The organism is Rothia nasimurium, from assembly GCF_928392795.1.
GTDB classification, from domain to species: Bacteria; Actinomycetota; Actinomycetes; order Actinomycetales; family Micrococcaceae; genus Rothia; species Rothia nasimurium_F.
Genome location: NZ_CAKMTJ010000006.1, coordinates 155058 through 167990, shown reverse-complemented (window position 1 = coordinate 167990; position 12933 = coordinate 155058). Strand labels below are relative to the sequence as shown.

General features: G+C 61.0%; 10 protein-coding genes. 8 read left to right on the top strand and 2 right to left on the bottom strand.

The genetic code is table 11. The features are described 5' to 3' along the window. Nucleotides 1-132 precede the first annotated feature (132 nt). From L6963_RS08075 to mnhG, 6 genes are read left to right on the top strand one after another with little or no spacing between them, the layout of a single operon-like run. Nucleotides 133-3252: a Na+/H+ antiporter subunit A gene (locus tag L6963_RS08075; RefSeq protein ID WP_237207351.1), complete on the top strand. Its 3120-nt coding sequence runs from the start codon at nt 133-135 to the stop codon at nt 3250-3252. Nucleotides 3253-3255: 3 nt separating this feature from the next. Further along, the gene (locus L6963_RS08070) at nt 3256-3768 is read left to right on the top strand and encodes a Na(+)/H(+) antiporter subunit C (RefSeq protein WP_237196262.1); all 513 of its coding nucleotides are present in this window, start codon (nt 3256-3258) and stop codon (nt 3766-3768) included. Between the two features lie 9 nt (nt 3769-3777). Next, nucleotides 3778-5394: a Na+/H+ antiporter subunit D gene (locus L6963_RS08065; protein ID WP_237207380.1), complete on the top strand. Its 1617-nt coding sequence runs from the start codon at nt 3778-3780 to the stop codon at nt 5392-5394. Then, on the top strand, nt 5391-5975 hold the full coding sequence (locus L6963_RS08060; protein WP_237207350.1) for a Na+/H+ antiporter subunit E: 585 nt from the start codon (nt 5391-5393) through the stop codon (nt 5973-5975). The genes L6963_RS08065 and L6963_RS08060 overlap by 4 nt, the downstream gene beginning before the upstream one ends. Continuing rightward, the gene (locus L6963_RS11840; RefSeq protein ID WP_336603540.1) at nt 5972-6391 is read left to right on the top strand and encodes a monovalent cation/H+ antiporter complex subunit F; all 420 of its coding nucleotides are present in this window, start codon (nt 5972-5974) and stop codon (nt 6389-6391) included. Before L6963_RS08060 ends, L6963_RS11840 begins: the two co-directional genes overlap by 4 nt. 3 nt (nt 6392-6394) lie before the next feature. Next, entirely contained in the window at nt 6395-6751 is a 357-nt protein-coding gene (gene mnhG, locus L6963_RS08050) for a monovalent cation/H(+) antiporter subunit G (RefSeq protein ID WP_237207349.1), read from the top strand. Between the two features lie 128 nt (nt 6752-6879). Here mnhG and L6963_RS08045 read toward each other — a convergent pair whose 3' ends face one another. Then, on the bottom strand, nt 6880-8862 hold the full coding sequence (locus tag L6963_RS08045; protein ID WP_237207348.1) for an OPT family oligopeptide transporter: 1983 nt from the start codon (nt 8860-8862) through the stop codon (nt 6880-6882). A gap of 260 nt (nt 8863-9122) precedes the next feature. Beyond that, complete coding sequence (gene pgm, locus L6963_RS08040; RefSeq protein ID WP_237207347.1) at nt 9123-10760, bottom strand: phosphoglucomutase (alpha-D-glucose-1,6-bisphosphate-dependent); 1638 nt, start codon at nt 10758-10760, stop codon at nt 9123-9125. 205 nt (nt 10761-10965) lie between these two features. On the opposite strand from pgm, the gene L6963_RS08035 reads away from it, so the two are divergent. Both L6963_RS08035 and L6963_RS08030 read left to right on the top strand, forming a co-directional pair. Further along, nucleotides 10966-11295 carry a rhodanese-like domain-containing protein gene (locus L6963_RS08035; protein ID WP_237196268.1) on the top strand — a complete coding sequence of 110 codons (330 nt, stop codon included), beginning with the start codon at nt 10966-10968 and terminating at the stop codon, nt 11293-11295. A gap of 176 nt (nt 11296-11471) precedes the next feature. Next, nucleotides 11472-12893, top strand: a complete 1422-nt coding sequence (locus L6963_RS08030) for an anthranilate synthase component I family protein (RefSeq protein ID WP_237207346.1) — start codon at nt 11472-11474, stop codon at nt 12891-12893. Nucleotides 12894-12933 lie beyond the last annotated feature (40 nt).

Sequence of the window (12933 nt, the reverse complement as noted above, 5' to 3'; positions counted from 1 at the left end):
ATATTACAGGCTCTATGAGACCGGGGTCATCGACAGGTAAACTAAGTATGCCTACTCTTTAAAGGAGAGAGTCTTGCCGTCCTTGCCCCGCGGGTGACGGCTCCTACCGCCGCCGACCCTAAGGGCCGATACGTGACCACAGTTCTTGCGCTTTTCCTGCTTGTGTCCATAGTGACCCCCTGGCTTTACCGCCGCATGGGCACCTCAACCTTCTACCTGCTGGCCGCGATTCCAGCTGCCGTGCTCGCCCTGGTGCTGACCAAAACCGGCCAGATTCTTGGCGGCACCCCCTGGAGCGAGAGCTACCAGTGGATTCCCGAGCTGGACATGGCGCTCACCTTCCGCATGGACACCCTCTCGTGGGTCATGAGCCTGCTGGTCCTGGGTGTAGGCTCCCTGGTGCTTTTCTACTGTGCCAGCTACTTCAAGCACTCCACCGGCGATAACGGCCAGTTCGCGGCCTACCTCTTCGGCTTTGCCGGTGCTATGTTCGGTCTGATTGCCGCAGATGACTTCATTCTCTTGTTCATCTTCTGGGAAATCACCACCATTCTCTCCTACCTGCTCATCGGCTATTCCCGCCACCGCCTCTCAGCCCGCCGTTCCGCCCTGCAGGCCCTCACGGTCACCACCGCTGGTGGCCTGGCCATGCTGGTCGGTATCGTCATGCTGGGCTACAGCCTGGGCACCTACTCTCTGGCCGAACTCGTGGAGCGGGGCCCGAGCGTCCTCGCTGCCGCCCAGGAGGGGCACGGCCCCCTGACCATGGGCATGCTCTCTGCCGCCCTCGTGCTGATTCTCTGCGGTGCTCTCTCCAAATCAGCGATTTTCCCCCTGCACTTCTGGCTGCCCGGCGCTATGGCCGCCCCCACTCCGGTTTCTGCCTACCTGCACGCGGCGGCGATGGTCAAGGCCGGTATCTACATCCTGCTGCGCCTGACTCCCGGCTACGGCGAGGTGGCAATCTGGCAGAACGTCCTGATTATCTTCGGCGCCTTCACCATGGTGTTCGGCGGCTGGGCCGCCCTCAAGCAGACCGACCTCAAGCTGATTCTGGCCTACGGTACCGTCTCGCAGCTGGGCTTCCTGGCCCTGGTGATTTCGGGGGGAACCCCGGACGCCATCTACGCGGCTATGGCACTCATGGTGGCTCATTCCCTTTTCAAGGCCACCCTCTTCCTTTCGGTCGGTATCATCGACCACCAGTCCGGCACCCGCGATATTCATAAGCTCTCAGGTATTCGCCGCCGCGCTCCCAAGCTGGCCACCGTTGCCACCATCTCGGCGGCGTCCATGGCGGGTATCCCGCCCCTAGCCGGTTTCGTGGCCAAGGAAGCGGTGCTTGAAACCTACCTCTCCCACACCACCGGCTGGCAGGGGGCAACCACCCTGATCGCCATCATCCTGGGTTCAATTCTCACTTTCGCCTACTCAGCCCGCTTCGTTTGGGGCGCTTTTGCCGTCAAGCCCTACGCCTACATGCATAAAGAGGGCGTCAAGTACTGCAAGGTTGAGAAGGGAACCGCCGACTTTGAAGAGGTTGACAATGGCGATATCGATATCAACACCCGGGCGCTAGAGCGTAACCGCCGCGGCCAGAAGCTCAGCCCCGACACCGCCTTCCACCCGGTCTCCTTTACCTTCCTCTTTGCCCCGGCGGCGCTGACCATCCTGACCGTGGTCTACGGCCTCTACCCCGAACCCGTCCACCTCTTTATCAAGCCCTTCTTAGCGGCCTTCCCCGAGACCGCAGCCGAACTAGAACTGCACCTGGCCCTCTGGCATGGCGTCACTCCTGCCCTCCTGACCTCCCTGGTTATTATGGCCATCGGCGCGCTGCTCTTTATCTTCCGCAAGCAGATTGAAGAGCTGCAGAAGGCCCTGCCCAGTACCCCGGCGGCCTCCGTGGTCTACCGCGATACCATCGACGGGCTTGACCGTCTGGCTGTGTGGGTCACCGGTATGACCCAGCGAGGCTCCCTGGGCTTCTACCTGGGCGTTATTCTGATTACCGCTGTGGTAGTACCCTTCGCGGCCCTCTTTATCAACGAGACCCCGCCGCTGGCTAACGTGCGTGTTTCGGAGTCCCCGGCTCAGTGGGCTATTGCCGTGGTCATGATTGTGGCTGCCCTGGTCGTGGTCTTCGTGCGCAAGCGCTTTTTGGCTATCATGATGGTCTCGGTGACCGGCTACGGCATGGCTATTCTCTTCGCCCTGCGCAGCGCCCCCGACCTGGCCACCACCCAGCTGCTGGTTGAAACCATCGTGCTGGTAGCCTTCGTGCTGGCTATGCGCGTGCTGCCCCGCCAGATTCCCCGCATCCGCTCCAAGGACGGCAAGGACGGGGCCCACAAGACCCTGCGCATCATCATTGCCCTGGGCTTCTCAGCCCTCATGATGGCCCTGGCCATGTTCACCTTCTCGTCCCGCTCCCTCGACCCGATCTCACTCGAGATGCCTCGCCTGGCCTACGAAATTGGCCACGGCTACAACGTGGTTAACGTGACCCTGGTAGACATGCGTGGTTGGGATACCTTCGGTGAGATTTCGGTGCTGGCCCTGGCCGCCACCGGCGTCGCCTCCCTGCTCTTTATCGAAGGACGCGCCGACTCGGCGTCCGCGCGCAGGCTCGACACCCAGGCCATGAAGAAAATTGAGAGCTCTTTCGCCAAGCGCACCCAGATTACTGTGGCCCAGCGCGTGGCCGGCCAGTTCTCGTCGGTTGAGCGTGACCCCTTCATCGTGGCGGGTCGTACCCTGCCCCCAGAATCCCGTTCGATTCTGCTGGAGGTTATGACTCGCTTGCTCTTCCACACCCTCATCATCGTCTCCTTCTACATGCTGATTGCCGGTCACAATCTGCCCGGCGGCGGCTTCGCAGGTGGCCTGATGGTAGGTTTGGCCTTTGCCGTGCGCTACCTGGCCGGTGGCGGTGCGGAGCTACGGGCAGCGTCCCCCTTCTCCGCCGGTACCTTCCTGGGAGCTGGCCTGGGTATCGCTACCCTCTACGCCCTGGCCCCGGCCCTCTGGGGCGACCCCGTCTTCTCCAGCTATGTGCTGGACTTCTGGGTGCCGGTCTTTGGCGATGTTCACTTCGTCACCGCCACCATCTTCGATATCGGCGTCTACCTGCTGGTGATCGGCCTGGTACTCGATATCCTGCGTAGCCTGGGTGAGCGCATCGATCTCAAGCTGGTAGCCGAACGCCGCAAGAGAGAAAAGCAAGCCCGCGACAAGGCACGAAAGGCATAAACCGTGATTATCGACCTCAGTCTAATCCTGGTCATGGGCGTGCTCTACGCCGTGGGGGTCTACCTGATTCTCGACCGCTCCATGACCCGCGTGCTCCTGGGCCTCATGCTCATGACTAACGCGACTAACATCCTGATTCTGCACGCGGGCGGCCCGGCAGGTCTGGCCCCCTTCTACAGCAAAGACATTGCCGCTGAAGACTACTCCGACCCGCTCCCGCAGGCCCTGATTCTGACCGCTATCGTGATCTCCTGCGCGGTGACCGCCCTGATTCTGGGTATTATCTACCGCTCCTGGCTGCTCTCTAAGGCCGATGAAATTACCGACGACGCCGAAGATATTCGCGTGGCGGAGCAGGACGCCTTCGATAAGGAAGAAGACGCCGCCGCCGAGTTCGATTCTTCTGAATTCGACGCCGACGAAGCGACCCGCGAAAAAGAGTTCAACGAAGCAGAAGAGAAGAAGAAAATTAGCCAGACAACCGCTCAGCCGACCGTGTCAAAGAAGGGGGACTAGCCCGTGGATATCGCTATCGCCCAGCTTGCCCCTCTCTGTATCATCATTCTCTTCCTGGCCGCCGCTATCACCTTCGTCTCGAAGAAGGACAGCGTGCAGCGCGTCATTGCCTTTGCTGCGGTAGCTATTACCCTGGTGTTTGAGGGTCTACTGCTGGCCGCAGTGTGGGACGCAACGCCCCAGACCGTGCACCTGGCAGGCTGGGAGGCCCCCTTCGGTATCACTATGGTGGTAGACCAACTCTCAGCGCTTATGCTGGTGGTCTCGTCTACCATCTCGCTGGCGGTGCTGGTCTTTGCCACCGGTCAGAACCTGCAGGACGAGGACGACGAGGTACCCATCTCGGTTTTCTACCCCACCTACCTGCTGCTGCTGGCGGGTGTGTCGAACGCCTTCTTGGCGGGCGACCTCTTCAACCTCTACGTGGGCTTCGAGATTCTGCTCATGGCCTCCTACGTGCTGATTACCATGAACGCCAACACCCCGCGTATTCGTGCGGGCGTGACCTACGTGGTGGTTTCGGTTGTCTCGTCCATGCTCTTCCTCACCGCCATCGGCTTTGTTTACGCTTCGGTGGGCACCATCAATATGGCTGACCTATCGCTGAAGCTGGGTACCCTGCCTGAAGGTACCCAGATGCAGCTGCACCTCATGCTGCTGATTGCTTTCGGTATCAAGGCTGCGGTCTTCCCGCTCTCCCTCTGGCTACCTGACTCCTACCCCACAGCCCCGGCGCCCGTGACTGCCGTGTTCGCGGGCCTGCTGACCAAGGTGGGTGTGTACGCGATCATCCGTACCGAAACCCTGCTTTTCCCCGAAGGACGCCTGGATACGCTTCTGGGGGTCGTGGCAGGTTTGACCCTGTTCGTGGGCATCTTAGGTGCCCTGGCCCAGGGCGATATCAAGCGTCTGCTCTCCTTCATCCTGATTAGCCACATCGGCTACATGATCTGGGGTATCTCGCTGGGTAACGAGCTGGGTCTGACCACCGTGGTCTTCTACATCGCCCACCACATCGTGATTCAGACCGGCCTCTTCATGGTGGTTGGCCTCGTAGAACGCCGGGCCGGTTCGACCAACGTACGCCGTTTGGGCGGCCTGATGAAGACTGCCCCCGTCCTGGCCCTGCTCTACTTCATTCCCGCCATCAACCTCGGCGGTATCCCGCCCTTCTCCGGCTTTATCGGTAAGGTCGGCTTTATTGAGGCGTCCGTAGAGAACGGTAGCGCCCTGGCCTACATCAACGCGGGCGTGGGCGTCCTGGTCTCCCTGCTGACCCTGCTGGCCCTGGCCCGTGTCTGGAACAAGGCCTTCTGGCGCCCCGCCAAGGAAGCCGAAGAGCCCACCCCCGAACTGGTCATGGCCGAGCACTCCGACGACCCCGCCCATTACGAGACCAAGCCGATTCCGGCATCCATGATGGCATCCACCGTCTCCCTGGTCGTGGTGGGTGTGCTGATTACCCTTTTCTCAGGCCCCCTCTTCCAGCTGGCAGATAACGCCTCAGACAACCTCTTCAACCCCGACGTTTACATCAGCTCGGTCTTTGGCCCCGACGCCCCCAGCCGGGCCGAGTACCTCGAACAGCAAATCGTCGATAACAACTCCCAGGAGGTGAACCAGTGAAAAAGCCCAACCTCTCACGTGAGAGCCTGATTCACGCTATCCCGCCCTTCCTCTGGCTGGTCTTTGTCTGGTGCGCCCTCTGGCAGGACTTCTCCCTGCGTTTCATCGCCTTCGGCGCGGTGCTGGCGGCCCTGACCATGTCGGTCTTCCGGCTGCCAACTCTCTACCTGTCGAACCGCTTCAATATCTTCTACGCGGCGCGTTTTGTGGTGGAACTCTTCTGGAATATCGCCAAGGCCTCAATCGAGGTGATGTGGCTGGCCATGACCTTCCGCCCGCCCCTGCGCAACTCGGTGGTTGCCGTGCAGCTGCGCACCCACTCCGACCTGCTGCTGACCGCCGTTTCGCACACCATGTCGCTGATTCCCGGCTCCGTGGTGGTTGAAGTGGACCGCTCTCTGTCGGTGCTCTACTTCCACGTGCTCAACACCTCCACTCCCGAAGAAATCGAGCGCTTCACCCGCCAGGTGGCCTACTTCGAAGACCTCATCATCAAGGCCGCCGGCAGCCGCGAAGAATACGAAGCCCTCAAACAGGACGAAGAAGCCGACCGCACAGCCAGCCGAAAGGAGCACGCATGACCTGGGCTATCTGGGCCACCGGCCTGATTCTCACCCTAGCCACCTGGGGCACCGTCTACCGCATCTGGAAGGGCCCCGCCCTGCTGGACCGCGTGCTCGCCAGCGACGTGCTGCTCTCAATTCTCACGGCCGCGCTCTGCGTGCTCATGATTTATACCGACAGCCAGTTCTTCCTGATTCTACTGGTGGCCCTGGCCATGATCGGCTTCGTTGGGTCGGTGACCGTGGCCCGCTTCGCCGATAACTCCAAGGCAGACGAGAGCACCCCGGTTTCCCGTCTACATGAAGGACGCCCCCGCCGCCGCTCCCGCAAGAAGGGCAGCAAGTACGCCCCCGGGGAGCTGGCAGAAGACACCGATAAGCAGGGGCACGGGGGTGCCCACCCCGTGCGGGCGAGCAAGGACCTGGGGGAGTAGACCGTGAATCTTGATACCGTTTTCGATGCCCTGACCATCATCTGCATGATTCTGGGTGCCTTCATGTCGCTGGGTGCCGCTGTTGGCCTGGTGCGCTTCCCCGACCTGCTCACCCGCCTGCACTCGGGTACTAAACCCCAGGTTTTCGGCATGATTCTCATGCTGCTGGCTGTGGCCTTCCACTTCCGTTCCCTGGCGCTCCTGCCCGTACTGCTGGTTATCCTGCTTCTGCAGATGCTCACCATCCCCATCTCGGGGCACATGATGGGTCGCTCTGGCTACCGCAACAAGCACTTCCGCAAGGACGACCTGCGCCACGACGACCTGCGTGCCCTGGTCGATGAGGTGGAGGGGAACTAGGGGACTAGCCCACGGGCGTCCGCCTGCCCCTATTCCCGCAAGGGGACCAGAAAACCAAAAAAGGACCGCGAAATATGCGGTCCTTTTTTGGTTCTGCGGTCCCCTTTCAGAAGAAGAGGGGCAGAAAGTTAGGAGGTTACGGCGTCCTTCTTTGCCTTGCGGTAGAGGGCCCAAATAATCAGGATGAAGACGACCGGAGCCAGGTAATAGCCGCCACCCTCAACCCACTGGTCACCGAAGATGCCCAGGACATCGGGGTTGCCCGCCGCTGCGATAATACCGGCGTTGATAACGCCCCATAGTGACTCGCCCACGATCATGCCGGTTGCTACCAGCACGCCCATGCGCTCAGCGCCCTCAGCGTTACGCTGCTTGGCGGCCCAGCGGTTGTAGAGGAAGCCCAGCAGAGCGCCCACGGGAATGATGAGGGTCAGGGCGATAGGCAGGTACATGCCCATACCGACAGCCAGGGCAGGCAGGGAGTACTTACCCTTGGTGGTAGCGGTCAGAACCTCGTTGATGGCAATAATAACCACGCCGATAATAGCGCCGAGGCCCAGCAGTTCCCAGTTGAGGGAGTTGCCGAAGATACCCTCGGCTACGCTGGAGAGCAGGGCAGCCTGAGGCGCCGAAAGGGCCTCCTCACCGGCGCCGGGGGAGCCAGCGAAACCGAAACCGGTCAGGAGCAGCTGCAGAACGGGCGGGATGATGGCAGAGCCGAAGAGAACACCGACAATCAGGGCAACCTGCTGCTTCCAGGGAGTAGCGCCAACGAGCTGGCCGGTCTTGAGGTCTTGCAGGTTGTCGTTAGAAATCGTGGCAATACCGAAAACCACGGCAGCGGTGAAGAGGGTGTAGGCGACCAAGGAGGCGGTGTCTGCGTCGTTGCCGATGACGGTCTTGATGAGCAGGGCGGCAGACAGGACGACGATGATGCCCACACCTGAAATGGGTGAGTTCGATGCGCCGATCAGACCCGCCATGTAGCCACAGATGGAAGCAACAATCAGGCCCACGAGCAGCACGTACACGATGGAGAGGACGATGAGGGTACCGGTGTGGTGGGCAATGGCGGTGTCTTTGACGAAGAGCCAGAGCAGCAGGCCGACCGGGATCATGGCGCCGATGGTTACACCGGCGACGGTGGAGAAGGGGATGTCGCGCTCGGTGATATCAACGGTCTGGCCAGCCTGACGGGCGCGTGAAGCAACTAGGGAGTCCTTGATGCCCTTGATGATGGGGCCGATGATTTTGATGAGGGTCCATACCGCTGCAACTGCCATGGTGCCCGCGCCGATGAAGCGGACGTCCTGGGAGAAGGTTGAGGAGACAACATCTGAGATATCGCCGGACGCCGGTAGCAGGCCTGAGGTGCGCATGGGCAGCAGCACGCCGTAGGAGATCAGCAGGCCAACGATCATTGAGATACCGACGGCCAGGCCCACTAGGTGGCCCACACCAATCAGAGCCAGGGAGAAGGAGGTGCTGACCATAGTGCCACCCGCGCCGAGGCGGAAGAACTGGGTGAAGCCGCCTGCTACTGCCTTCAGCGAGGTCAGGATAGCGAAGCCAGCAGATGCCAGTGAACCCCACACAATCATGCGCAGGCCCTTCTGGTTTTCTTCTGCAGAGCCCTGGTCGTTACCGACCTTGAGCACCTCAGCCGCTGCAACACCTTCGGGGAAGGGCAGATCTGAGCCGGTGACCAGCGCGCGGCGCAGGGGGATGGAGTAGGTGACGCCCAGGATGCCGCCGATGGCGCAGACAAAAGCGGTGGTCCAGTAGGGGAAACCTGCCCACCAGCCAATCATGACCAGACCGGGCAGCACAAAGATAATTGCAGAGAGGGTACCCGCTGCTGAAGCGATGGTCTGCACAATGTTGTTCTCCATGATGGAGTGGTTCTTGAAGTTGCGCAGGATCGCCATGGAAATCACGGCTGCGGGGATAGAGGTCGCGAAGGTGAGGCCAACTTTGAGCCCCAGGTAGACGTTTGCGGCGGTGAAGACCAGGGTGATGAGACCACCGAGGATGACGGCGCGAAGTGTGAATTCGCGGACGGGGCTGGAGGACCCAGTGGGGGCTGGTGCCTCTGCTTTATGTGAGGACAAGATTAACTCGTTTCCGAAAATTTGCCAATGATGGTGCGGTTCAGGTGATGCTGCTTCTGAAGCCAGCCTCAACAATACTCCTGTCGCTTGGCATATTTAAACTTCAGCGTGCATATATGCAAGAATCTGCTGAGCCTGCGCACGGAGGTATCCCTTGTGTGAAAACGTAAAGAGCCGGGGTAAAGCCCGGTTGCTTTAATTTAAAAGAAGGGCCCCACCGGTGCGCTGGTCCGCACAGGTGGGGCCCTGGTGTATGAGTGTTAGGCGATGACGCTGTCCACCAGTTTTTTCGCCTCGGCCTGTACCTGTGCCAGGTGGTCGGCACCCAGGAAGGACTCGGCGTAAATCTTATAGACATCTTCGGTGCCGGAGGGGCGGGCCGCAAACCAGGCGTTGTCGGTGGTTACCTTTAGCCCGCCGATAGCTGCCCCGTTTCCGGGAGCCTCGGTGAGTTTAGCGGTGATAGTTTCACCCGCCAGCTCGGAGGCGGTGACGTCCGCCGGGGAAAGCTTGGCAAGCTTAGCCTTCTGCTCGCGGCTTGCGGCGGCATCTACACGGGCGTAGGCGGGTGCACCGTATTCTGCAGCTAGTTCGGCGTAGCGCTGGGAGGGGGTCTTGCCGGTAACGGCAATAATTTCGGCGGCAAGGAGAGCCAGGATGACGCCGTCCTTGTCGGTCGTCCAGACGCTGCCGTCTCGCATCAGGAAGGAGGCACCTGCGGACTCTTCGCCACCGAAACCGATGGTGCCGGTGCGAAGGCCGTCCACGAAGTACTTGAAACCAACGGGAACCTCAACCAGCGTGCGCCCCAGTGCAGCTGCCACGCGGTCAATCATGGACGAAGAAACCAGGGTTTTACCAACACCTGCATCTGCGGCCCAGCCGTCACGGTGGGTGTAGAGATAATCGATGGCTACCGCGAGGTAGTGGTTGGGGTTCATGAGGCCAGCATCGGGTGTAACGATGCCGTGGCGGTCGGAGTCTGCATCGTTGCCGGTAGCGATATCGTACTGATCGCGGTTGGCAATGAGGGAGGCCATGGCGTTGGGGGATGAGCAGTCCATGCGGATCTTCTCGTCCCAGTCCAGGGTCATAAAGGCCCACTGGGGGTCCACATCGGGGTTCACTACCGTCAGGTTCAGGTCGTAGTCGGTGGCGATACGCTTCCAATACTCAACGGACGCGGAACCCATCGGGTCTGCGCCGATACGGACGCCGGCAGAACGGATAGCGTCCATGTCGATGACATCGCCCAGCTCAGCAACGTAGGCACCCAGGTAGTCGTAGGTGCCGGTGGTAGCAGCTGTCTTAGCCTCTTCCAAGGGCAGACGCTTAACGTCAGCATTCTTGCCTTCCAGCAGCTCATTGGCGCGCTGGGCAATCCAGCCAGTAGCATCGGAATCTGCGGGGCCGCCGTGAGGAGGGTTGTACTTGAAGCCACCATCTGCGGGCGGGTTATGGCTGGGGGTAATAACAATGCCGTCAGCCAGTCCGGTGTTATCAGGGTTAGCATTGTGCACAATAATTGCGCGGGAGAGTGCCGGAGTGGGCACAAAACCGTCCGCCTCATCCAGCAGCACGGTCACACCGTTAGCCGCAAGAACCTCCAAAGCGGTATCCTGCGCCGGGCCAGAGAGAGCATGGGTATCCTTACCCATAAACAGCGGCCCGGTAATACCCTGCGCGGCCCGGTACTCAGCAATCGCCTGCGAAATCGCCGCGATATGCGCATCATTAAAAGAGCTCTTCAGCGAGCTACCCCGGTGACCCGAGGTGCCAAAAGCTACACGCTGGGCAGGGTCAGCCAGGTCAGGGGTGCGCTCGCGGTAAGCAGCGAGCAGCTCATCAACATTGACAAGATCTTCTGGGGTGGCAAGGGTGCCGGCACGGTTTGACATAGCCTTATTAAACACTGAAGAACCAGCTACGCACCGCGCCCCGCCGTCCTCCCGGAAAATAAAGGACGAAGGGACGTTTTATGACAGGTTCCCTGCACAAAAACCGCAGTCAGGGCACGCTATTGGCTAAACCCAGGGTTCAACCTTGAAGCCTGAAAGAACCGCGCATAGGCTGAAAGAACCACTATGAAAGAGAGGTTCAGCGATGAACGAAGATATCCGCCAGGTCACCGTCGATGAAATTCCCGCAGACGCCAAAATCCTTGACGTGCGTGAAGACTACGAGTGGGTAGAAGGCCACATCGAAGGCGCCCAGCACATCCCCCTGGGCGAGGTGCCCGAACGCTACGGCGAAGTTCCCCTCGACGAGGACGTCTACGTCATCTGCCGCGCCGGCGGCCGCTCCCTGCGCGCTGCCGCCTACCTCACCCAGTACGGCTTCGACGCCATCAACGTCATCGGCGGTATGGGTGCCTGGCAGGACGCCGAAAAGCCCATGGTCTCAGAAAACGGTGAAACCCCTCAGGTCCGCTAACTACCCGCCGGCCTCGCTCGCTCGATGGCGGGTAGCTACAGTTTTACCTGCGCAAGTCACCCTTGGGCGTCAGCCCCGAGCCGGGCTTGCGCAGGTAAAACCTCCGCCCCGCCTCTTGTCGTCCTCCCACGCACCCGTGTAGGTAAAACCCCTACCTACCCCGTTACAATGAGTCGGTGACCTCTCTAACCTGTCGTACCCTGAACTTTCCGGTAGAACCCGCCACCGCCTTTCCCGTGCTGGCTGGTAGTTCTGCGTATGCTTTTTGGCTGGATTCAGCCCGCGACGAGTCGCCTATGTCCCGCTACTCCTACCTGGGGGCGCCCCTGGACGGGGGAGTGCTGCGCTATGCGCAGCCGGGGCAGGTTGATGTGCTCGATACGAGCGGACGCCCGTACCAGGTTTATCGCGACAGTATTTGGCAGGTGCTCCCCGACTTCCTGGAATCCGCGCCCCGCCCCGAACTCGATGAGGGTCAGGACGCCCCGCCCACCGACGTCCTACTGGGCGGCTATGTGGGGTTTATGGGCTATGAGGCTCACGCAGACCTAGAAGTCACCGCCTTCCACAGCGAACACCCCCAGCGGGTGGCCCGCACCCCCGACGCCCTCTGGATGCCCGCCACCCACTACCTGATGTACGAGCACGATAGCGGGAAAGCCTGGCTGGTTGGCCCCGCTGACTGGGTTGAAGAGACCGCACAAAAACTGCTTAAAACCAGCACTTTACCTGAATCTATAGCCGGTCAAGAATATGCTTCGCGGGTAGTTTTACCCGACTTCCCCCTGCCCGATCGAACGGACTATCTAGCTGCTATTGCCACCGCCCAGGCTGAGATTGCTGAGGGCAACAGCTACGAGGTGTGCCTGACGGCTGAGACCTCCCAGCAGCTGCCCACCCCACTGGGTGCCGATGAACTTCTGAGCCTCTATCTGGCCCAGAGGCAGGCCAACGCCGCCCCCTACGCCGCTTTCTTACGGTGCGATGACTTCACGGTGCTCTCGTCCTCGCCTGAGAAGTTCTTGACTGTCACCGCTGAGGGCCGCGCCGAAGCCAAGCCCATCAAAGGCACCGTGCCGCGGGGCGCGTCCGCTCATGAAGATGCCCAGGCAGCTGCCTGGCTCGCACAAGACCCCAAAACCCGGGCCGAAAACCTCATGATCGTGGATCTGCTCCGTAACGACCTCTCCCTGGTCTCTCACCCCGAGAGCGTGCGGGTGCCGGTGCTGATGGGGGTGGAATCCTACTCGACCGTGCACCAACTGGTCTCGACCATCGTCTCCCAGCTACGCCCCGGCGTCACCGCCCTGGACGCGGTCGCCGCCTGCTTCCCCGGCGGGTCCATGACCGGGGCGCCCAAGGCCGCCACCATGGCTATTATCGACCGGCTTGAGGGCCGGGCCCGCGGTGTTTACTCCGGTGCCCTGGGCTACCTGGGGGCGGACGGTTCAGCCGCCCTCTCCATCGTCATTAGGACGCTGGTGGCCCACTCGGACGGCCTGGTCACCCTGGCCGCCGGTGGGGCGATTGTCGCCGACTCCGACCCGGCCGCCGAATATGACGAGATGGTCACCAAGCTCAAGGCAGCTACCCCCTAAAAAGTGCAAGTGCCTGTCACTTTTCACGGGGCACTTGCAC

Bases quoted from the DNA above. Each gene is read 5' to 3' on its own strand.
- L6963_RS11840 (WP_336603540.1), top strand. From the start codon at position 5,972: ATGACCTGGGCTATCTGGGCCACCGGCCTGATTCTCACCCTAGCCACC.
- pgm (WP_237207347.1), bottom strand. From the start codon at position 10,760: ATGTCAAACCGTGCCGGCACCCTTGCCACCCCAGAAGATCTTGTCAAT.
- L6963_RS08035 (WP_237196268.1), top strand. From the start codon at position 10,966: ATGAACGAAGATATCCGCCAGGTCACCGTCGATGAAATTCCCGCAGAC.